Origin of the sequence: Micromonospora sp. WMMB482 (assembly GCF_019038635.1) — a bacterium.
Classification (GTDB): domain Bacteria; phylum Actinomycetota; class Actinomycetes; order Mycobacteriales; family Micromonosporaceae; genus Micromonospora; species Micromonospora marina.
The window spans coordinates 4,708,205-4,728,635 of record NZ_JAHOPD010000020.1; the positions used below are offsets into that span (position 1 = coordinate 4,708,205).

The 20,431-nt window shown below is 74.0% G+C and carries 23 protein-coding genes; 20 read left to right on the forward strand and 3 right to left on the reverse strand.

Annotation, left to right across the window (positions count from 1 at the left end; all coding sequences use genetic code 11):
* Positions 1-3 precede the first annotated feature (3 nt).
* The 20 genes from ribH to argH all read left to right on the forward strand — a co-directional run bounded on the left by ribH (position 4) and on the right by argH (position 18,390).
* Positions 4-501, forward strand: coding sequence for a 6,7-dimethyl-8-ribityllumazine synthase (gene ribH / locus KSK32_RS23340; protein WP_091424378.1), 498 nt, complete (start codon positions 4-6; stop codon positions 499-501).
* A gap of 93 nt (positions 502-594) precedes the next feature.
* Positions 595-792: a hypothetical protein gene (locus KSK32_RS23345; protein WP_216936523.1), complete on the forward strand. Its 198-nt coding sequence runs from the start codon at positions 595-597 to the stop codon at positions 790-792.
* A 46-nt stretch (positions 793-838) separates the two neighbouring features.
* Positions 839-1,120: a phosphoribosyl-ATP diphosphatase gene (locus tag KSK32_RS23350; protein WP_198039659.1), complete on the forward strand. Its 282-nt coding sequence runs from the start codon at positions 839-841 to the stop codon at positions 1,118-1,120.
* 44 nt (positions 1,121-1,164) lie between these two features.
* Positions 1,165-2,010 carry an ATP phosphoribosyltransferase gene (gene hisG, locus KSK32_RS23355; protein ID WP_216933128.1) on the forward strand — a complete coding sequence of 282 codons (846 nt, stop codon included), beginning with the start codon at positions 1,165-1,167 and terminating at the stop codon, positions 2,008-2,010.
* Positions 2,007-2,969 (forward strand): DMT family transporter, encoded by a 963-nt coding sequence (locus KSK32_RS23360; RefSeq protein WP_216933129.1) that lies wholly within the window; start codon positions 2,007-2,009, stop codon positions 2,967-2,969. The genes hisG and KSK32_RS23360 overlap by 4 nt, the downstream gene beginning before the upstream one ends.
* The gene (locus KSK32_RS23365) at positions 2,966-3,439 is read left to right on the forward strand and encodes a PH domain-containing protein (RefSeq protein ID WP_199733268.1); all 474 of its coding nucleotides are present in this window, start codon (positions 2,966-2,968) and stop codon (positions 3,437-3,439) included. Before KSK32_RS23360 ends, KSK32_RS23365 begins: the two co-directional genes overlap by 4 nt.
* A 325-nt stretch (positions 3,440-3,764) precedes the next feature.
* The gene (infC, locus tag KSK32_RS23370; protein WP_216933130.1) at positions 3,765-4,415 is read left to right on the forward strand and encodes a translation initiation factor IF-3; all 651 of its coding nucleotides are present in this window, start codon (positions 3,765-3,767) and stop codon (positions 4,413-4,415) included.
* A 19-nt stretch (positions 4,416-4,434) separates the two neighbouring features.
* Complete coding sequence (gene rpmI / locus KSK32_RS23375) at positions 4,435-4,629, forward strand: 50S ribosomal protein L35 (RefSeq protein ID WP_026267805.1); 195 nt, start codon at positions 4,435-4,437, stop codon at positions 4,627-4,629.
* 32 nt (positions 4,630-4,661) lie between these two features.
* The gene (rplT, locus tag KSK32_RS23380) at positions 4,662-5,054 is read left to right on the forward strand and encodes a 50S ribosomal protein L20 (protein ID WP_013285541.1); all 393 of its coding nucleotides are present in this window, start codon (positions 4,662-4,664) and stop codon (positions 5,052-5,054) included.
* 32 nt (positions 5,055-5,086) lie between these two features.
* A complete protein-coding gene (locus KSK32_RS23385; protein WP_216933131.1) occupies positions 5,087-5,971 on the forward strand; it encodes an RNA methyltransferase in 885 nt (294 codons plus the stop codon).
* A gap of 168 nt (positions 5,972-6,139) precedes the next feature.
* Complete coding sequence (gene pheS, locus KSK32_RS23390) at positions 6,140-7,201, forward strand: phenylalanine--tRNA ligase subunit alpha (RefSeq protein WP_216933132.1); 1,062 nt, start codon at positions 6,140-6,142, stop codon at positions 7,199-7,201.
* Positions 7,202-7,227: 26 nt separating this feature from the next.
* On the forward strand, positions 7,228-9,774 hold the full coding sequence (pheT, locus tag KSK32_RS23395; RefSeq protein ID WP_216933133.1) for a phenylalanine--tRNA ligase subunit beta: 2,547 nt from the start codon (positions 7,228-7,230) through the stop codon (positions 9,772-9,774).
* Between the two features lie 172 nt (positions 9,775-9,946).
* A complete protein-coding gene (argC, locus tag KSK32_RS23400; RefSeq protein WP_216933134.1) occupies positions 9,947-10,948 on the forward strand; it encodes an N-acetyl-gamma-glutamyl-phosphate reductase in 1,002 nt (333 codons plus the stop codon).
* Positions 10,945-12,117, forward strand: coding sequence for a bifunctional glutamate N-acetyltransferase/amino-acid acetyltransferase ArgJ (gene argJ, locus KSK32_RS23405; RefSeq protein WP_216933135.1), 1,173 nt, complete (start codon positions 10,945-10,947; stop codon positions 12,115-12,117). The genes argC and argJ overlap by 4 nt, the downstream gene beginning before the upstream one ends.
* Entirely contained in the window at positions 12,114-13,001 is an 888-nt protein-coding gene (gene argB / locus KSK32_RS23410) for an acetylglutamate kinase (RefSeq protein ID WP_216933136.1), read from the forward strand. The genes argJ and argB overlap by 4 nt, the downstream gene beginning before the upstream one ends.
* Complete coding sequence (locus KSK32_RS23415; protein ID WP_216933137.1) at positions 12,998-14,278, forward strand: acetylornithine transaminase; 1,281 nt, start codon at positions 12,998-13,000, stop codon at positions 14,276-14,278. The genes argB and KSK32_RS23415 overlap by 4 nt, the downstream gene beginning before the upstream one ends.
* On the forward strand, positions 14,275-15,201 hold the full coding sequence (gene argF, locus KSK32_RS23420; protein ID WP_216927965.1) for an ornithine carbamoyltransferase: 927 nt from the start codon (positions 14,275-14,277) through the stop codon (positions 15,199-15,201). The genes KSK32_RS23415 and argF overlap by 4 nt, the downstream gene beginning before the upstream one ends.
* On the forward strand, positions 15,198-15,710 hold the full coding sequence (locus KSK32_RS23425; protein ID WP_216927964.1) for an arginine repressor: 513 nt from the start codon (positions 15,198-15,200) through the stop codon (positions 15,708-15,710). Before argF ends, KSK32_RS23425 begins: the two co-directional genes overlap by 4 nt.
* On the forward strand, positions 15,707-16,912 hold the full coding sequence (locus KSK32_RS23430; RefSeq protein WP_216927963.1) for an argininosuccinate synthase: 1,206 nt from the start codon (positions 15,707-15,709) through the stop codon (positions 16,910-16,912). The genes KSK32_RS23425 and KSK32_RS23430 overlap by 4 nt, the downstream gene beginning before the upstream one ends.
* A 14-nt stretch (positions 16,913-16,926) precedes the next feature.
* Positions 16,927-18,390, forward strand: a complete 1,464-nt coding sequence (gene argH / locus KSK32_RS23435) for an argininosuccinate lyase (RefSeq protein WP_216927966.1) — start codon at positions 16,927-16,929, stop codon at positions 18,388-18,390.
* Positions 18,391-18,733: 343 nt separating this feature from the next.
* On the opposite strand, the gene KSK32_RS23440 is transcribed toward argH, so the two are convergent.
* The 3 genes from KSK32_RS23440 to KSK32_RS23450 all read right to left on the reverse strand — a co-directional run bounded on the left by KSK32_RS23440 (position 18,734) and on the right by KSK32_RS23450 (position 20,370).
* Entirely contained in the window at positions 18,734-19,087 is a 354-nt protein-coding gene (locus KSK32_RS23440) for an MmcQ/YjbR family DNA-binding protein (RefSeq protein WP_216933138.1), read from the reverse strand.
* Between the two features lie 65 nt (positions 19,088-19,152).
* Complete coding sequence (locus tag KSK32_RS23445) at positions 19,153-19,578, reverse strand: DNA-binding protein (protein ID WP_216933139.1); 426 nt, start codon at positions 19,576-19,578, stop codon at positions 19,153-19,155.
* A 153-nt stretch (positions 19,579-19,731) separates the two neighbouring features.
* Entirely contained in the window at positions 19,732-20,370 is a 639-nt protein-coding gene (locus KSK32_RS23450; protein ID WP_216933140.1) for a DNA-3-methyladenine glycosylase, read from the reverse strand.
* Positions 20,371-20,431: the final 61 nt, after the last annotated feature.

The following is a 20,431-nucleotide window of genomic DNA, read 5'->3' on the forward strand; positions in this document are numbered from 1 at the left end:
GCGATGGCGGGTTTCGGCGAGCCGGGCGTGACCGCTGTGGACGCGGCCGGGATGACTGTCGGCGTGGTGGCCGCCCGCTGGCACGGCGACCTGACCGACCACATGACCGAGCGTGCGGTGGCCGCCGCGCAGGCGTGCGGGGCGCGGGCCGTGGTGGCCCGGGTGGCCGGCTCGGTGGAGCTGCCGGTGGTGGCCCAGGCGATGGCCCGCCGCTTCGACGTGGTCGTCGCGCTCGGTGTGGTGGTACGCGGCGCGACGGCGCACTTCGACTACGTCTGCCAGTCGGTCACCGAGGGGCTGACCCGGGTGGCGCTGGACGAGGGCAAGCCGGTGGCGCACGGGGTGCTCACCGTGGACACCATCGAGCAGGCCCGGGACCGGGCCGGGCTGCCCGGCTCGGCCGAGGACAAGGGCTGGTCGGCGACGGTGGCGGCGCTGGACGCGGCCCTGGCCGTCCGCGCCCTGGACGCCCAGTCCGCCCACCGCGTCGGCTTCGCCTGACCCACCGATCACCCGGGAGGCGCATCCCTCCCCACCACTGCGTCGATCATGAAATTGACGGGGACAAAAAGGACGGCGGTTGCCGCCAACTTCATGATCGACGCGCGGCTGCTCGTGGTGGTGGCCGGTGGTTCCGCCAGCCACCTCCCGCAGCACGAGCTGGCGCGGATGGCGGCCCGGATCCCCGCCGCCCGCCTGGTCGTCGTCGAAGGCGGGCACGCGGTGCCGGCCGCCCGCCCCGCCGAGTTCGCCGCCGCGGTCCGGGACTTCCTCGCCGCGCTCTCCGGGTGAGCCGGACGACGCGGGTGGACCCGGTGGGCGCGCTCACCCGGGGCGGCTGGAAGAATCGCCTTCCGTGAAGACGTTCGAGGAGTTGTTCGCCGAGCTGCAGGCCAAGGCCGCCGCCGGCACCCCGGGCTCGGGCACGGTCGAGGCGCTCGCCAAGGGCGTGCACTTCATCGGCAAGAAGGTCGTCGAGGAGGCGGCCGAGTCGTGGATGGCCGCCGAGCACGAGGGCCCGGAGCGGGCCGCCGAGGAGATCTCCCAGCTGCTCTACCAGGCGCAGGTGCTGATGCTCGCCACCGGTCTGGAACTGAAGGACGTCTACCGACATCTGTGAGTGCCCTCCCCGCTGATCATCCGATCGAACGAAGGAGCACTCCCATGCTGCGTGTCGCAGTACCCAACAAGGGCGCCCTGGCCGAGAAGGCGGCCCAGATGCTGCGCGAGGCGGGCTACCGCCAGCGCACCGACCCGAAGGACCTGGTCTGCCGGGACGAACCCAACGACATCGAGTTCTTCTACCTGCGCCCCAAGGACATCGCCACCTACGTCGGCTCCGGCGACCTGGACGTCGGCATCACCGGCCGTGACCTGCTGATCGACTCCGGCGCGCCGGCCGAGGAGGTGGTCGACCTCAACTTCGGGCGGGCCACCTTCCGGTTCGCCGCCCGCCCGCAGGACGTGGACGACGTCCAGCAGATCGGCGGGCACCGCATCGCCACCGCGTACCCCGGCCTGGTCGAGCGGCACCTGGCCGAGCTGGGCGTCAAGGCCGACGTGATCCGCCTGGACGGCGCGGTGGAGAACGCCATCCGCCTCGGCGTCGCCGACGTGGTCGCCGACGTGGTGGAGACCGGCGCGACGCTGCGCCAGGCCGGCCTGGTGGTCTTCGGCGAGCCGCTGCTGCGCTCCTCGGCGGTCCTGGTCCGCCGCGCCGGCGCGACCGGCGGCGCGCAGCAGGAGCAGCTGCAGCGCCGGCTGCACGGCGTCCTGGTCGCCCGCCGGTACGTGATGCTCGCCTACGACGTGCCGGCCGGCCTGCTCGACCGGGCCAGCTCGCTGACGCCCGGCATCGAGTCGCCCACGGTCTCGCCGCTGCACCGGGAGGGCTGGGTCGCGGTGCAGGCGATGGTGCTCCGCGACGACGTGCACCGGATCATGGACGAGCTGTACGAGCTGGGCGCCCGCGCGATCCTGGTCACCAACATCCACGCCTGCCGGCTGTGAGGCCGCTGCCGCTCCCGGCCGCGCTGACCGTGGTCGTCCTGGGCGGCGTGGCCTCGGCCGCCCAGGGCGCGGTCAACGCCGAGATGGGCGAGCGGACCGGTGACCCGGTCATCGGCGCGGTGGTCAACAACCTCGGCGGCTGCCTGCTGGTGCTGGCCGGGATCGTGGCGCTGCCCTCGATGCGCGCCGGGCTGGCCGGGCTGCGCCGCTGCGGGCTGCCGTGGTGGGCGTACCTCGGCGGGGTGGGCGGCGCGGTGATCGTGCTGGTCGCGCCGGTGGTGGTGCCGGTGCTCGGGGTGGCGGTGTTCACGATCGCCCAGGTGGCCGGCGGCAGCCTCGGCGGCCTGGCGGTGGACCGGGCCGGGCTGGCCGCGACCGGCCGGATGCCGCTCACAGTGCCCCGCGTCGGCGGGGCGGTGCTCGGCGTCGGCGCCGTCGCGCTGGCGCAGCTCGGCCGCCCGGTCGGTGACCTGGCGGCCGGGCTGGTGCTGCTCTGCGTGCTGGGCGGGCTCGCGGTGGCCGGGCAGTCCGCGCTCAACGGCCGGGTCGCCGCCTCGGTCGGCCCGGCCGCCGGGCTCGCCGTCAACTTCGCGGTCAGCACTGTGGTGATCGGCGCGGTCGCGGCACTGACCGGCGCGCTCGTGAGCCAGCCCCGCTGGCCCGCCCAGTGGTGGCTCTACCTCGGCGGCCTGCTCGGCGTCGGCATCGTGCTCGCCCTGCTGGTCGGGGTACGCGCGGCAGGGGTGCTGCGGACCGGCCTGGCGCTGGTGGCCGGGCAGCTCGGCGGCGCGCTGCTGCTGGACCTGGTGCTGCCCGGCGGCCCCGGTGTCCGGCTGCCGGTGCTGGCCGGCGCCCTGCTCACGCTGCTCGCCGTGGTGGTCACCGGGCTGGGCCGGCGCGGTCCGGACCGTGTGGCGGCCGGAGGCGTACGCGAACCGGATGGCAGACTGGTCGGGTGAGCGATTCCGTGGTGACCGTGCGGCCCCGCCGTGTCCGGGTCGTCTGCTGGGCCTCGGCCGTCACGCTGATCGTGGTGTTCAGCCTCGTCGCGACGTCGCTGACCGGCGCCACCGGCAACGGCTACGGCACGTTCCAGCGTGGCGACCAGTTCGCCATGATCGGCCTGGGCGTCTTCGGCGCGCTCGGCTTCCTGCTGTTCACCCGCCCCCGCGTGGTCGCCGACGCCCGGGGCGTCCGGGTGCGCAACGTGTTCAGCTCGTACGAGCTGCCGTGGGAGGTCGTCCGCGGTGTCCGGTTCGACCGGGGCGCCCCGTGGGCCAGCCTGGAGCTGCACGACGACGACCTGCTGCCGATGGTCGCGTTGCAGGCCGCCGACAAGGAGAGCGCGGTCGAGGCGGTACGCGCGCTGCGCCGCCTGCACCAGGCGCACCTGGCGGCGCTGTCCGCCGGCCAGTCGGCACCCCGCTGACCAGCGAGCCCGGTTTGGGCGGGCCTGGGCCGAGGGTGTAGTGTTGCGGAGTCGACCAGACTGCCCCCGTCCCTGACGCGCGGGCGGTCGAGAAGCGGAGCGCCCGCTCCCACCCGAGTCGCCGCCACGGTGGCCGGGTCCGGTCCCCGGTTTCGGGCACGTCCCGGCGCCGGATGCGCGATCCTGTGATCGTGCCGACCGGTCGAGTGGGCCCTGGCATACGCCGGGGCCTTCTGCTTTCCGGGTCGGCTCCCACCCGGGAGCCCACGGAGTCGGCACCGTAGGAGACTCGACTCGAGGAGGCCCCATCAGCGTCGAACCACGCGTGAACGAGCAGATCCGGGCACGTGAGGTCCGACTGGTCGGTCCTGAGGGTGAGCAGGTGGGCATCGTCCCGCTTGAGCGCGCCCTGCAGCTGGCCGCGGACGTCGACCTGGACCTGGTCGAGGTTGCGCCGATGGCGCGCCCGCCGGTGTGCAAGCTCATGGACTTCGGCAAGTTCAAGTACGAGAGCGCACTGAAGGCGCGCGAAGCGCGGCGTAACCAGCAGCAGACCGTCATTAAGGAGATGAAGCTCCGGCCGAAGATCGACCCGCACGACTACGAGACCAAGAAGGGTCACGTGGTGCGGTTCCTCAAGGCCGGCGACAAGGTCAAGGTGACGATCATGTTCCGCGGTCGGGAGCAGAGCCGCCCGGAGCTGGGCTACCGGCTCCTGCGCCGGCTCGAGTCCGAGATCACGGACCTGGGATACGTCGAGGCCGCGCCGAAGCAGGACGGCCGAAACATGATCATGGTTCTCGCTCCGCACCGGGCCGTCAAGGCCTCCGCGGTCGCCGCCACGGCGTCCCGCGGTGGACCGCGCGACCGTGCTGCGGAGGAACCGGCCGCCCCGGCGGCCGGTGAGACCCCGGCGGCCGGCGAGACCGCAGCAGCCGGTGAGACCGGCACGACCGCTGAGACCAGCGGCCAGTAACAGGGGAGAAGACGTTCCAATGCCGAAGATGAAGAGCCACACGGGTATGGGTAAGCGGGTCAAGGTGACCGGCAAGGGCAAGATCGTTGCCCAGCAGGCCGGCCTTCGCCACAACCTGGAGAAGAAGCCCAGCACCCAGACCCGTCGGCTGACCGGCACCGTCGAGCTGGCCAAGGCCGACGTCAAGCGCATCAAGAAGCTGCTCGGCCGCTGACGCGCGCCACCTGAACCGAAGAAGGAGTTGAGATGGCACGCGTCAAGCGGGCTGTGAACGCCCAGAAGAAGCGTCGTACCCTGCTGGAGACCGCGAGCGGTTACCGCGGTCAGCGCTCCCGGCTGTACCGCAAGGCCAAGGAGCAGGTGCTGCACTCGATGCAGTACTCCTACCGGGACCGTCGCGACCGCAAGGGCGACTTCCGGCAGCTCTGGATCCAGCGGATCAACGCCGGTGCCCGGGCCAACGGCCTGACCTACAACCGGCTGATCCAGGGCCTGCGCCTGGCCGGTATCGAGGTCGACCGGAAGATCCTGGCCGACATGGCCGTCAACGACGCCGCCGCGTTCGCGGCGATCGTCGAGCTGGCCCGCGCCGCCGTGGCGGCCGAGGGCACCGGTGGCGCCGCGGCTCAGGCCGCCTGACCCACCCGGTACGGCAGATCGAGGCGTCTCCCATGCACTCACAGTCGCAGGGGAGGCGCCTCGACGCCGTTCCCGGACCGTTCACCCCGCGTACCCCGAGGGTCGTGGCGGCCCGCCGGCTGCAGCGCCGGCGCGACCGCGACCAGACCGGCCGGTTCCTGGCCGAGGGGCCGCAGGCGGTCCGGGAGGCGCTCGCCCGCGCCGGCACGGTGGTCGAGCTGTTCGGCACCCCGGCGGCACTCGACCGGTACGCCGACCTCGCCGCCGCGGCCGCCCGGGCCGACGTGCCGGTCTCCGAGGTGACCGACGACGCGCTCGCCGCGCTCACCGAGACCGTCGCCCCCCAGGGGCTGGTGGCGGTGTGCCGGCACCTCGACGTACCCCTGGAGCAGGCCGTGGCGCGCGCGCCGCGACTGGTCGCGGTGCTTGCCGGAATCCGCGACCCGGGTAACGCCGGCACCGTGCTGCGCACCGCCGACGCGGCGGGCGCGGGCGCGGTGGTGTTCGCCGGGGAGGCGGTCGACCCCTACAACGGCAAGTGCGTGCGGGCCTCCGCCGGGAGCCTCTTCCACGTCGACGTGGTGCGCGCCGCCGACCCGCTCGCCGCCGTCGAGGCGCTGCGGGCCGCGGGCCTGGAGATCTTCGCGACCACCGGGTACGGCGACAGCGACCTGGACGACCTCGCCGACGCAGGAAGGCTGGCCGCCCCCACCGCGTGGCTGTTCGGCTCGGAGGCGCACGGCCTGCCCGACGAGCTGACCGGTGCCGCCGACGCCCGGGTCCGGGTGCCGCTGCACGGGCGCGCGGAGAGCCTGAACCTGGCTGCGGCGGCGGCCGTCTGCCTGTATTCTTCCGCCAGAGCACTGCGTGTCCCCCGGGGCACGCGAGAGACAGCAGGGGAGTCCGCCTCGTCATGAACGCGCCACGGCGTTCGTTTAGCCAGCCCGCCGGTGTCGGCGGGCGGCGGGCCTGACCCTTCCCCCTGCACGACTCCCCACCGGCGGGCTGCGGCGAAGCCGCGCGTCCGTAGACTCGCCTAGCCGCCCGCGAGGGTCGGTGCCGCCGTGAGGGAGTGCCCGTTCACCATGAGCTACCGCAACGATCCGTACGACCCGAAGCAGGTCGCCCTGCTCGACCCGGACGCCCTGGCCGGAGCCGTGGCCGACGCCGAGAAGGCGTTCGCCGGAGCCGCCGACCCGGACGCGCTCGTCGCGCTGCGCCCCGCGCACCTCGGTGACCGGTCCCCGGTGTCGCTGGCCCGCCGGGAGATCGGCGCGCTGCCGCCGGCCGCGAAGGCCGACGCCGGCAAGCGGGTCAACGAGGCCCGCCGGGCGATCGAGTCCGCGTACGCCGCCCGGCAGGAGATCCTGGACCGGGAACGGGCCGCGCGGGTGCTGGTCGAGGAGCGGGTCGACGTGACCCTGCCGTACGACCGCCGGCCGCGCGGCGCCCGCCACCCGCTGAGCGTGCTGATGGAGCAGATCAGCGACCTGTTCATCGGCATGGGTTACGAGGTGGCCGAAGGCCCCGAGGTCGAGCTGGAGTGGACCAACTTCGATGCGCTGAACATCCCGGCCGACCACCCGGCGCGCGGTCTGATGGACACGTTCCACATCGCACCCGAGGGTAGTGGGCTCGTCTTGCGTACGCACACGTCGCCGGTGCAGGCGCGCACCATGCTCAGCCGCAAGCCGCCGATCTACGTGGTGGTGCCCGGCCGGGTCTACCGCACCGACGAGCTGGACGCCACCCACGCGCCGGTGTTCCACCAGGTCGAGGGCCTGGTGGTGGACAAGGGCATCACCATGGCGCACCTGCGCGGCACGCTCGACCACTTCGCCCGGGCCATGTTCGGCGAGGGCGCGAAGACGCGCTGGCGGCCGCACTACTTCCCGTTCACCGAGCCGTCGGCGGAGTTCGACGTCTGGTTCCCGGAGCACCGGGACGGTCCGCAGTGGGTCGAGTGGGGCGGCTGCGGCATGGTCAACCCGCGGGTGCTGCGCGCCTGCGGCATCGACCCGGAGGTCTACTCCGGATTCGCGTTCGGCATGGGCATCGACCGGACCGTGATGGTCCGGCACGGCGTCAGTGACATGCGGGACATGGCCGAGGGCGACGTGCGGTTCACCCGCGCGTTCGGCGCCTGAGCTACGGGAACGGTGGTCTAACAGTCATGCGAGTCTCTGTCAGTTGGCTGCGGGAGTACGTGGACCTGCCGGCCGACCTGCCCACCGGCGACCTGGAGCAGGCGCTGGTCGACCTCGGCATCGAGGTCGAGTCCGTGGTGGACCTGCGCGAGTCGGTCACCGGCCCGCTGGTCGTCGGCGAGGTTCTGGAGATCGAGGAGCTGACCGGCTTCAAGAAGCCGATCCGCTTCTGCCGGGTGGACGTCGGCGCCGCGAACGGCACCGGCGAGCCGCAGGAGATCGTCTGCGGGGCGCGCAACTTCGCCGTGGGCGACAAGGTCGTGGTGATCCTCCCCGGCGGCGTGCTGCCCGGCGGGTTCGCCATCGGCGCGCGCAAGACGTACGGGCGCAACTCCCACGGCATGATCTGCTCGGCGCTGGAGCTGGGGCTGGGCGACGACCACTCGGGCATCGTCGTGCTGCCCGAGGACGTCAAGGCCCAGCCCGGCGACGACGCCCGGCCCGTCGTCGGCCTGGACGACGTCGTGGTCGAGATGGAGATCACCCCAGACCGGGGGTACGCGCTGAGCGTGCGCGGTATCGCCCGGGAGCTGTCGCACGCGCTCGGTGTGCCGTTCCGCGACCCGGCCGACGCGCCCGCGCGCGGCGCGACCGCCGAGCCGGCGTACCCGGTGGAGGTCCGCGACCCGGTCGGCTGCGACCGGTTCGCGGCGCGGATGGTGCGCGGCGTCGACCCGACCGTGCAGACGCCCGGCTGGATGCGGCAGCGCCTCACGGTGGCCGGGGTGCGCAGCATCTCGCTCGCCGTCGACATCACCAACTACCTGATGCTCGAACTCGGCCAGCCGATGCACGCCTTCGACGTGGACCGGATCGCCGGGGCGCTCGTGGTGCGCCGCGCCGAGGCGGGGGAGAAGCTGACCACGCTGGACGGGATGAGCCGCACGCTGTCCGCCGAGGATCTGGTCATCTGCGACGAGACCGGTCCGATCTCGCTCGCAGCGGTGATGGGTGGCGAGACCAGCGAGGTGCTCGCCTCCACCACGAACGTGCTGTTCGAGGCGGCGCACTGGGATCCGGCCACCGTCGGCCGTACCGCGCGGCGGCACAAGCTGTTCAGCGAGGCCGCGAAGCGGTGGGAGCGGGGCGTGGACCCGGCGCTGCCGCTCGTCGCGCTGGAGAAGGCGGTCCGGCTGCTCACCGACCTCGCCGGCGGCAGCGTCGGCGAGGAGGTGCTCGACATCGACCACGTCGCGCCGCGTACGCCTGTCACGCTGCCGGTGGACCTGCCGTCGCGCCGGGTCGGCGTGACCTACTCGCCGGACCGGGTGGCGGAGCTGCTGGAGCAGGTCGGCTGCACCGTGACGCGTGGCGCCGACCGGCTCGCCGAGGACCCGGGCACGGTGGGCACGGCCGCCGGTGGCGGTGGGGTGCTGACCGTGACGCCGCCGAGCTGGCGGCCCGACCTGACCGACCCGGCCGACCTGGTGGAGGAGGTGGTACGCCTCGACGGCTACGACCGCGTGCCGTCGGTGCTGCCCACCGCGCCGCCCGGCCGGGGCCTGACCTGGCAGCAGCAGCGCCGCCGGGCGGTCGCCCGCTCCCTCGCCGAGCGCGGGTACGTCGAGGTGCTGGCGCAGCCGTTCGTCGCGCCGGAGCTGGTCGACCAGCTCGGCCTGCCCGCCGACGACCCGCGCCGCCCCGCGGTACGGCTGGCGAACCCGCTGTCGGAGGAGGAGCCGCTGCTGCGCACCACGCTGCTCGGCCCGCTGCTCGGCATCGTCAAGCGCAACGTCGGCCGGGGGCAGCGGGACGTGGCGATCTACGAGATCGGCACGGTCTTCCACCCGCGTCCCGGCGCCGGCGCCCCGCCCGCGATGGGCGTGGACCGGCGGCCGACCGACGAGGAGTTCGCCGCCGCCGACGCGGTGGTGCCCGCCCAGCCCCGGCACGTCGCGGTGGCGCTCACGGGCGAGATCGAGCCGGCCGGCTGGTGGGGGGCGGGCCGCACGGCCGGCTGGGCGGACGCGGTCGAGGCGGGCCGGGCGGTGCTGGACGCCGCCGGGATTCCCGCCGACCGGGTGACGGTACGGGCCGGGGAGCGGGCGCCCTGGCACCCGGGCCGCTGCGCCGAGCTGGTGGTGGACGGCGTGGTCGTCGGCCACGCCGGTGAGCTGCACCCGGCCGTGCTGGCCGCGCTGGAGCTGCCCCGGCGTACCAGCGCCATGGAACTGGACCTGGACGCGCTGCCGGCCGCCCCGCTGGCGGCCGGTCCGACCATCTCCACGTTCCCGCCGGCACTGATCGACGTGGCGCTGGTGGTGGACGACTCGGTGCCGGCGGCCGAGGTGCGGGCCGCGCTGGTCGAGGGCGCGGGCGCGCTGCTGGAGGACGTGCGACTGTTCGACGTCTACACCTCAGAGCAGCTCGGCGAGGGACGTAAGTCGCTGGCGTACAAGCTGACGTTCCGCGCCCCGGACCGGACCCTCGCGGGCGAGGAGGCGGTGGCGGCGCGCGACGCCGCGGTGGCGGTGGCCGCCGAGCGCTTCGGCGCCACCCTGCGCGGCACCTGAAAGGAGGGGCCCCCTCTTAACGCCTCCGGTAGAGGAGGGGGCCCCTTTTAACACGCCGGCGCGCGCGGGCGGCGGGTGAACGCCGTCTCATGCCTATGCAACGCGCCGTATGACCTTGCGATGACACGGCTGCGGCGGGTAACCTTCTCTGCATAGTCATGCGGAGGTGGGTATGGGCATTCGGGCTGCTGTGGCCGGGGCGAGTGGATACGCCGGGGGCGAACTGCTGCGCCTGCTCGCCGGTCACCCCGAGTTCGAGCTGATCGCCGCCACCGCGCACAGCCAGGCCGGTCAGCCCCTCACCGCCGTACACCCGCACCTCGCCGGCCTGGACCTGGTCTTCGCCGCGACCGAACCGGCGACCCTGGCCGACGCGGACCTGGTTTTCCTGGCCCTGCCGCACGGGCAGTCCGCGGCGCTCGCCGCGGCGCTGCCCGACGCGGTCAAGGTGGTCGACCTCGGCGCGGACCACCGCCTGCGCGACGCCGGTGCCTGGTCCCGCTACTACGGCGGGGAGCACGCCGGTGCCTGGACGTACGGGCTGCCCGAGCTGCCCGGCCTGCGGGCCGAGATCGCCGCCGCGTCGCGGGTCGCCAGCACCGGCTGCTACGCGGTGGCGACCACGCTGGCGCTGGCCCCGCTGATCGCGGCCGGCGCGGTACGCCCCGACGACGTGGTGGTGGTCGCCGCCTCGGGCACCTCCGGCGCGGGCCGGGCCGCCAAGGCCCACCTGCTCGGCAGCGAGGTGATGGGCGACCTGACCCCCTACAAGGTGGGCGCGCACCAGCACGTACCGGAGATCAAGCAGGCCACCGGCGCGACCGGCCTCTCCTTCACCCCGGTGCTCGCGCCGATGCCCCGGGGGATCCTGGCCACCGTCACCGCGGTGCCCACCGGCGGCGCCGACCCGCGCGCGGTGCTGGCCGCCGCGTACGCCGACGCGCCGTTCGTGCACGTGCTGCCCGAGGGGGCGTGGCCGCACACCGCCGCCACCGCCGGCTCGAACTCCTGTCACCTCCAGGCAACTGTGGACGCCGACTCGGGCCGGGTGATCGTGGTCAGCGCGATCGACAACCTCGGCAAGGGCGCGGCCGGTCAGGCCGTGCAGAACGCCAACCTGATGGTGGGTCTCCCCGAGACCACCGGTCTGTCCGTGTTTGGAGTGGCCCCGTGAGCGTCACCGTCCCCCGTGGGTTCCGCGCCGCAGGTGTCGCGGCCGGACTGAAGTCCTCCGGCGCCGCCGACGTCGCCCTCGTGATCAACGACGGCCCGGACGCCGGCGTCGCCGGTGTCTTCACCGCCAACCGGGTCAAGGCCGCGCCGGTGCTGTGGAGCCAGCAGGTCGTGCACGGCGGCGTCGTGCGCGCCGTGGTGCTCAACTCCGGCGGCGCGAATGCCTGCACCGGCCCGGCCGGCTTCCAGGACACCCACGCCACCGCCGAGCACACCGCCGCCGCGATCACCGCGGCGAACGCCCGGCTCATCGTCGGCGCCGGCGAGGTCGCGGTCTGCTCGACCGGCCTGATCGGCGAGCGGCTGCCGATGGACAAGCTGCTTCCCGGCGTACGCGAGGCGGTGCGCGGCCTGTCCCGCGACGGCGGCCCGGCCGCCGCCGAGGCGATCATGACCACCGACACCCGGCCCAAGACGACAGTGGCGCAGGGTACGGGCTGGACCGTCGGCGGCATGGCCAAGGGCGCGGGCATGCTCGCCCCGGCCATGGCCACCATGCTCTGCGTGCTCACCACCGACGCGGTGGCCGGGCCGGACGCCCTGGACGCCGCGCTGCGCGCCGCCACCCGGATCACGTTCGACCGGATCGACTCCGACGGGTGCATGTCCACGAACGACACGGTGCTGCTGCTGGCCAGCGGTGCCTCCGGCATCGAGCCGACCGCCGAGGAGCTGACCGCCGCCGTCGCCGCCGCCTGCCACGACCTGGCCCAGCAGCTCCTGGCCGACGCGGAGGGCGCGACCAAGGAGGTCGCGATCGAGGTGGTCGGCGCGGCGAGCGAGGACGACGCGGTGGAGGTGGGCCGCACGGTGGCCCGCAACAACCTGGTGAAGACCGCGCTGTTCGGCAACGACCCGAACTGGGGCCGGATCCTCGCCGCGGTCGGCACCACCGCCGCCGTGTTCGAGCCGGACGGCGTGGACGTCGCGGTGAACGGCGTCTGGGTGTGCCGGGGCGGGGCCGCCGCCGAGGACCGCGCCAAGGTGGACCTCACCGGCCGCGGCGTCACGGTCCGGATCGACCTGCACGCCGGTGCCGACGCCGCCACCATCTGGACCAACGACCTGTCCCACGCGTACGTCCACGAGAACTCGGCATACTCCACATGAACCTCTCCGCTGACCTCACCCGGGCCCAGGCCAAGGCCGCCACGCTGATCGAGGCGCTGCCCTGGCTGGCCCGTTTCTCCGGCGCCACGGTCGTGGTCAAGTACGGCGGCAACGCCATGGTCGACCCCGAACTCCAGCGGGCGTTCGCCGCCGACATGGTGTTCCTGCGCTACGCCGGGCTGAAGCCGGTCGTGGTGCACGGCGGCGGCCCGCAGATCTCCGCCATGCTCGGCCGCCTGGGTATCGCCAGCGAGTTCCGCGGCGGCCTGCGGGTCACCACCGCGGAGGCGATGGACGTGGTCCGGATGGTCCTCGTCGGTCAGGTCGGCCGGGAACTGGTCGGGCTGATCAACGCGCACGGCCCGTACGCGGTCGGCCTCTCCGGTGAGGACGCCGGGCTGTTCACCGCGGTGCGCCGTCCCGCGTACGTGGACGGGGAAGCGGTCGACGTGGGCCAGGTCGGCGACGTGGAGTCGGTGAACGTCTCGGCGGTCACGGACCTGATCGAGGCGGGCCGGATCCCGGTCATCTCGACTGTCGCGCCGGACGCCGACGGGGTGCTGCACAACCTCAACGCGGACACCGCCGCCGCCGCGCTCGCGGTGGCGCTGGACGCCCGCAAGCTGGTCGTGCTGACCGACGTGCCGGGCCTGTACGCCGACTGGCCGGACACGTCCAGCCTGATCAGCGAGATCACCGCGGACGACCTGGCGAAGCTGCTGCCGTCCCTGGAGTCGGGCATGGTCCCGAAGATGGAGGCCTGCCTGCGGGCGGTGCGCGGGGGAGTGCCCGCCGCGCACGTCGTCGACGGCCGGGTCGCCCACTCCACGCTGCTGGAAGTGTTCACGTCGGAGGGCTTCGGAACCATGGTGATCGAGTCATGAGCACGCTGGTGCAGCGGTGGAACGCCACCATGATGGACAACTACGGCACGCCGCCGCTGGCGCTCGTCTCCGGCTCCGGCGCCGTCGTGGTCGACGAGACCGGCCGGGAGTACGTCGACCTGCTCGGCGGAATCGCCGTCAACGCGCTCGGCCACGCCCACCCGGCGGTGGTGGCCGCCGTCAGCAAGCAGGTGGCGACGCTCGGGCACGTGTCCAACCTGTTCGTCGCCGAGCCGCCGGTGGCGCTGGCCGAGCTGCTGCTCGCGCTGGCCGGCCGCCCGGGCCGGGTGTTCTTCGCCAACTCCGGCGCGGAGGCCAACGAGGCCGCGTTCAAGCTGTCCCGGCTCACCGGCCGCCGGCACGTGGTCGCCACCCACGGCGGCTTCCACGGCCGGACCATGGGCGCACTGGCGCTGACCGGGCAGCCGGCCAAGGCCGACCCGTTCCGCCCGCTGCCCGGCGACGTGACGCACGTGCCGTTCGGCGACGCCGACGCGCTGGCCGAGGCGGTCACCGACGACACCGCCATGCTGATCATCGAGCCGATCCAGGGCGAGAACGGCGTGGTCGTCCCGCCGCCCGGCTACCTGGCCGCGGCCCGGCGGATCACCGCCGCGCGCGGCGCGCTGCTGGTGCTCGACGAGGTGCAGACCGGCGTCGGCCGGACCGGCCACTGGTTCGCCCACCAGGCCGAGGGCGTCGAGCCGGACGTCGTCACGCTCGCCAAGGGCCTCGGCGGCGGGCTGCCGCTGGGCGCCTGCCTGGCCTTCGGCCGGGCCGCCGACCTGCTCACCCCGGGCTCGCACGGCACCACGTTCGGCGGCAACCCGGTCAGTTGCGCCGCCGCGCTCGCGGTCGTGTCCACGATCGCGCAGGAGGGCCTGCTCGACCACGTCAAGCGCGTCGGCGAGCGGCTGCGGCGTGGCGTCGAGGCGCTCGGGCATCCGCTGGTCCGCGAGGTGCGCGGTGCCGGGCTGCTGCTCGGCATCGTGCTCGACCAGCCGGTCTCCGGTGCGGCCACGGCCGCGCTGCGCGAGGCGGGTTTCCTGGTCAACCCGGTGCAGCCGGACGTGGTCCGCCTCGCCCCGCCGCTGATCCTCACCGGGGCGCAGGCCGACGCGTTCGTCGCCGCCCTGCCGGCCGCGCTGTCCGCCGCCGCGCCGGCCCCTTCCACCGGCGCCGTAGCGCCCGCCGGCATCGCGGCACCCGCCGACACCACCGCTCCCGCCGATGCCGCCGCGCCCGGCGCCCCGACCCCGACGGAGGCTCCCGCATGATCCGCCACTTCCTGCGCGACGACGATCTCACGCCCGCCGAGCAGGCCGCCGTGCTCGACCTCGCCGCCCGGATGAAGGCCGACCGGTACGCGCACCAGCCCCTGACCGGGCCGAGGTCGGTGGCGGTGCTGTTCGACAAGCAGAGCCTGCGCACCCGGATCTCGTTCGACGTGGGCATCGCCGAGCTGGGCGGGCACCCGCTCGTGGTGGACACCCAGGTCACCCACTTCGGTCGGGGCGAGACGCTCGCCGACGCGGGCCGGGTGCTGTCCCGCTACGTCGCCGCGATCGTGCTGCGCACCCACGGCGACGACCGGATCGCCGAGGTCGCCGCGCACGCCACGGTGCCGGTGGTCAACGCGCTCACCGACACGTACCACCCGTGCCAGCTCCTGGCCGACCTGCTCACCGTGCGGGAGCGCTTCGGCGGCACCGCCGGTCGGATCCTCACGTACCTGGGCGACGCGGCGAACAACATGGCCCACTCGTACCTGCTGGCCGGCGCGACCGCCGGGATGCACGTGCGGATCGCGGGCCCGGCCGGGTTCCAGCCGGACCCGGAGGTCGTGGCCCGCGCGGAGAAGATCGCCACCACCACCGGCGGATCGGTGCGGGTGCTCACCGACCCGGCCGAGGCGGTACGCGGCGCGCACGTCGTCGCCACCGACACCTGGACGTCGATGGGGCAGGAGGCAGACGGGCTGGACCGGATCACCCCGTTCCTGCCGTACCAGGTCAACGCCGAGATGCTCGGCCACGCCGACGCCGATGTGATCGTGCTGCACTGCCTGCCCGCGCACCGGGGCGAGGAGATCACCGACGAGGCACTCGACGGCCCGCACAGCGCGGTGTTCGACCAGGCGGAGAATCGTCTGCACGCCCAGAAGGCGCTGCTGACCTTTCTCCTGGAGGAATCCGCATGACCGCTCCGCTGACCCGCGCCGCGCGGCACGCCCGCATCGTCGAGCTGATCCGCGACACTGCCATCCACTCGCAGACCGAGCTGGCTGACCTGCTCGCCGGGGACGGCATCCAGGTCACCCAGGCCACGCTGTCGCGGGACCTGAAGGAACTGGGAGCGGTGACCGCGCGCGGCGGCGACGGGCGGGGGGTCTACCTGATTCCGGAGGACGGGCACCGGCCGCTGCGCGACGCCGAGGGCGCACCGGCCCGGCTGGTCCGGCTGCTGCGTGAGCTGCTCAACGGCGTCGATTCCAGCGGCAACATCGCGGTGCTGCGTACCCCGCCGGGCGCGGCCCAGTACCTCGCCAGCGCGCTGGACCGGGCCGGCCTGTCCGAGATCGTCGGCACCATCGCCGGCGACGACACCATCCTCGTCGTGGCCCGCGAGGCCGGCGGCGGCGCGGCACTGGGTGAGCGGCTCGCCGCCTGGGCCCGCCGCGACGACACCGCCGAAGGGGGCACCTCGTGACCGAGCGGGTCGTGCTGGCGTACTCCGGGGGCCTGGACACCTCGGTCGCCATCCCGTACCTGGCCGAGCGGACCGGCGCGGAGGTGATCGCGGTCGCCGTCGACGTCGGTCAGGGCGGCGAGGACATGGACGTGATCCGGCGGCGCGCGCTCGACTGCGGCGCCGTCGAGTCCGAGGTGGTCGACGCCCGCGACGAGTTCGCCGCCGACTACTGCCTGCCGGCGATCCGGGCCAACGCCCTCTACATGGACCGCTACCCGCTGGTGTCGGCGCTGTCCCGGCCGCTGATCGTCAGGCACCTGGTCGCGGCGGCGCGCGCCCACGGCGGCACGATCGTGTCGCACGGCTGCACCGGCAAGGGCAACGACCAGGTCCGGTTCGAGGTCGGCCTGGCCGCGCTCGCGCCCGACCTGACGGTCGTCGCGCCGGCCCGGGACTTCGCCTGGACCCGGGACAAGGCGATCGCGTACGCGCAGGAGAAGGGCCTGCCGATCGACGTGTCGGCGGCGTCGCCGTACTCGATCGACCAGAACCTGTGGGGCCGGGCCGTGGAGACCGGCTTCCTGGAGGACATCTGGAACGCTCCGGTCGAGGACCTCTACGCGTACACCGGGGACCCGGCGTCGGAACGCGACCCGGACGACGTGGTGATCATGTTCGACGGCGGCGTCCCGGTCGCGATCGACGGCGAGACGGTCACGCCCTACGAGGCGATCCGGGAGCTGAACCGGCGGGCCGGGGCGCACGGCGTGGGCCGGCTCGACATGGTCGAGGACCGGCTGGTCGGCATCAAGAGCCGCGAGGTGTACGAGGCGCCCGGCGCGCTCGCCCTGATCACCGCCCACCAGGAGCTGGAGGCGGTCACCGTCGAACGCGACCTGGCCCGGTTCAAGCGCGGCGTCGACCAGCGCTGGGGCGAGCTGGTCTACGACGGGCTCTGGTTCTCGCCGCTGAAGCGGTCGCTGGACGCGTTCATCGACGACGCCCAGCGGCACGTCACAGGCGAGGTACGGCTGCGCCTGCACGGCGGCCGGGCGGTGGTGACCGGCCGGCGCTCCGAGGCGAGCCTCTACGACGTCGGCCTGGCCACCTACGACACCGGCGACACGTTCGACCAGTCACTGGCGAAGGGATTCGTACAACTGTGGGGACTGCCCAGCACGATGGCCGCGCGACGGGACGCCCGGATGGGAGGGGCCTGATGGGGGGCACCACAATGGGTGGGGTGGACGACAAGAGCCTGACCGAGAACAGCGCCGCCGCCAACCGGACGAGCCTCTGGGGCGGCCGGTTCGCCGGCGGCCCCGCCGAGGCGCTCGCGCGGCTGTCGGTGAGCGTCCAGTTCGACTGGCGCCTCGCCCCGTACGACATCGCCGGTTCCCGGGCGCACGCCCGGGTCCTCGCCGGCGCCGGCCTGCTCGACCCGGATGAGCTGGGCCGGATGCTGGCGGCGCTGGACGACCTGGAGGCGGCGTGTGCCTCCGGCGCGTTCCGCCCGACGGTCGACGACGAGGACGTGCACACCGCGCTGGAGCGTGGCCTGCTGGAACGGCTCGGCAGCCTCGGCGGCAAGCTGCGCGCCGGCCGGTCCCGCAACGACCAGGTCGCCACCGACCTGCGGCTCTACCTGCGTGACCACGCCCGCGGCGTGGCGGCCCGGCTGGTCGAGCTGGCCGAGGCCCTCGTGGAGCAGGCGGAGCGGCACGTGGACACCGCAGCGCCGGGCATGACGCACCTGCAGCACGCCCAGCCGGTGACGTTCGGCCACTGGCTGCTGGCCCACGTGCAGCCGCTGCTGCGCGACCTGGAACGGATGCGCGACTGGGACGGGCGGACCGCGATCAGCCCGCTCGGCGCGGGCGCGCTGGCCGGCTCGGGGCTGCCGCTGGACCCGGTGGCGGTCGCCAAGGAGCTGGGTTTCCGCACCTCGTTCGCCAACTCGATGGACGCGGTCGCGGACCGCGACTTCGTGGCCGAGTTCCTGTTCGTCACCGCCATGATCGGTGTGCATCTGTCCCGCCTCGGCGAGGAGGTGGTGCTCTGGACGTCGCAGGAGTTCGGCTGGGTCGAGCTGGACGACGCCTTCGCCACCGGATCGTCGATCATGCCGCAGAAGAAGAACGCGGACATCGCCGAGCTGGCCCGGGGCAAGTCCGGCCGCCTGGTCGGCGGCCTGATGAGCGTGCTCACCATGCTCAAGGGCCTGCCCATGACGTACGACCGGGACATGCAGGAGGACAAGGAGCCGGCGTTCGACGCGGTCGACACGCTGGAGCTGCTGCTGCCCGCGCTGGCCGGGATGATCTCCACCATGACGGTCCGGGTGGACCGGCTGGTGGCCACCGCGCCGTCGGGCTTCTCGCTCGCCACCGAGGTCGCCGACTGGCTGGTCCGGCGCAACGTGCCGTTCCGCGACGCGCACGAGATCACCGGCAAGCTGGTGGCGCTCTGCGCGGCCCGCGACTGCGCGCTGGACGAGGTGTCCGACGCCGACCTGGCCGCGGTGAGCGAGCACCTGGACCCGTCGGTGCGCGACGTGCTCTCGGTGCGCTCGGCGCTGGCCGCCCGCATCACGCCCGGCTCCACCGGCCCCGGCCCGGTCGCCGACCAGCTCGCCGCCGCGGCGGACAAGCTGACCGGCTGGCGGGAGTGGGCCGCCGAGCGGGTCGTCCCCCGCTGACCCGCCGCTGATCCGGGGCAGGCGGACGCCTGCCCCGGGGCCGGCCCGGCGCCCATCCGCTGCCCCGGCACCTGCACCCGCGCCCCGCGCCCCGCGCCCCGCGATCTTGGTACGAAACGGCCCCCATAGGGGCGTCAAGCTTCCAAGATCTCCAAGAGTCCTGCTTCGTGGAATGCGGATCCCGCTTGCCGGACGTCGGGCTGAAGGGCTCGGGCTTCCGACTCCGCCGTTCGGGGCGGCTCCCGCTCTTGCCCGGATCTGCCGCGTCATCAGCGGCGCTGGTCGGTCTGCGCGAGTCCGTTCGGCTGGCCCAGGCGGTCGGTGCTCCGTCCGCGTTCCCCGGTCAGCCTGCGGGCCGCTCGCGTTTCGGCAGCTTGGCGACGACGGCGTCGTACGACCCGTCGACCGCCTCGATCAGCTCGTCGTCCGGGATGCCGCCGTCGAGGCGCAGCGTGTTCCAGCCCGACCTCCCGATGTAGGGGGAGGGGCGCGCGTCGGCCGGGAACCGGTGCAGCCACTCGTCGGCCGCCTCCCGGGACGCCCCGCACTTCACCCCGAGCCGGGCCTCCCCGTCGGGGGAGCCGAGGAACGCGAAGATGCGGCTGCCCACCTTCACCACCTCGTCGCCCTCCCAGGGCCGGTCGAGCCAGGCTCCCGGCTTGGCCAGGCAGTAGGCCAGCATCTCCTCGCGCGTCATCGCGTCCTCCCGTGCCGTCGTCCGGCACAGTCTCGCCCGCCGCTGTGACAGCCCGCGCCGCCCGGTCAGTCGCCGGTGCCGGTGCGGACGGTGAGCCGCTCGTAGCGCTGCCGGGCCGCCTGCGCGCTGCCCAGCCCCAGCCCGAAGGCGATCGCCTGCCAGGTCATGCCCCGCCCGCGGGCCACCTGCAACAGGCCGGCCTCCAGCACGTCGACCTCGGCCCGCACATGCGGGATCAGCGTCAGCGCGGCCATCAGGTCGGCCTGGTCGACGGGCTCCTCACCCTCCTCCAGCTCGGCGCCCCCGGCGAGCGCCATCACCAGCGTGGCCGCCTCGTAGGCGTCGGGCACGTCGGGGTGGGCGTAGCGCCGGCGGCGGGAGCTCGTACCCGCGTGCCGCTCGGCGATCCGCAGCAGCGCCGCGTAGTTGCGGTGGGTCCGGGCCTGAGCAGCATCCGGAGCGGTGAACGGGTCGTTGTCCACGGTGACCATGCCGTCCATCCCACACCCAAGAATGGCCTGTTGTCAACACCCTGTTGAAAGTCATTCGTAGGCAACGCCATACCTCAAGGTGTGATGAGAAGACGGCGCGTCATGCACCACAGACGCGACGCAGGGTGCTCCGGGTTGCCCGGAACGGCCGATTCAGGCCGGTGAGTTCCGCACCGAGGCGGCGGGAGCGGTACGGCGGCGTGGCGTGTGCCGCCGGTACACACTGACGCTCGGCTCGTCCGCCAGCCAGAAGCGCCAGGGCAGGTCGTGCGCGGCGGCGACCCCGACGCGCGGCCCGGCGACGATCCGCGCCGGGTCGGCCGGGCTCGCCGGTGGCGTCAGCAGCAGGGGGCCACTGCCGTCGATCGCCGAGGTGCCGTTCGCCTCCCGCCCGAGGCCGAGCGCGGTGACCAGCCGGGCCGGCCCGCGGGCCAGCTCCCGGTCGGCGGCGCGGGGCCGGCGCTCGCGGGCGGTCTCGACGCCGTCGATCACCTCGCCCGCGCGCAGCAGCACCGCCGCCGCCTCGCCGTCGCGACCGCAGACGATGTTCGCGCACCAGTGCATGCCGAACACGAAGTACACGTAGACGTGCCCGGCCGGCCCGAACATGACCCGGTTGCGTGGCGTCGGCCCGCGGTGGGCGTGCGACGCCGGGTCCTCGCCGGTGCCCGCGTACGCCTCGACCTCGGTGAGCCGGACGGTGACGCCGCCGGCCGACACGGTCCAGCCCAGCAGCGTCCGCGCGGTGTCGGCGACCTGCGCGGCGGGTGCGTCGAGCCAGGGGTACGTCACCGCGGCAAGGGTAGTCGGTGGGCGGCGCGTGATCCGGGCCACGCCGGGGCGGGCGGCCACC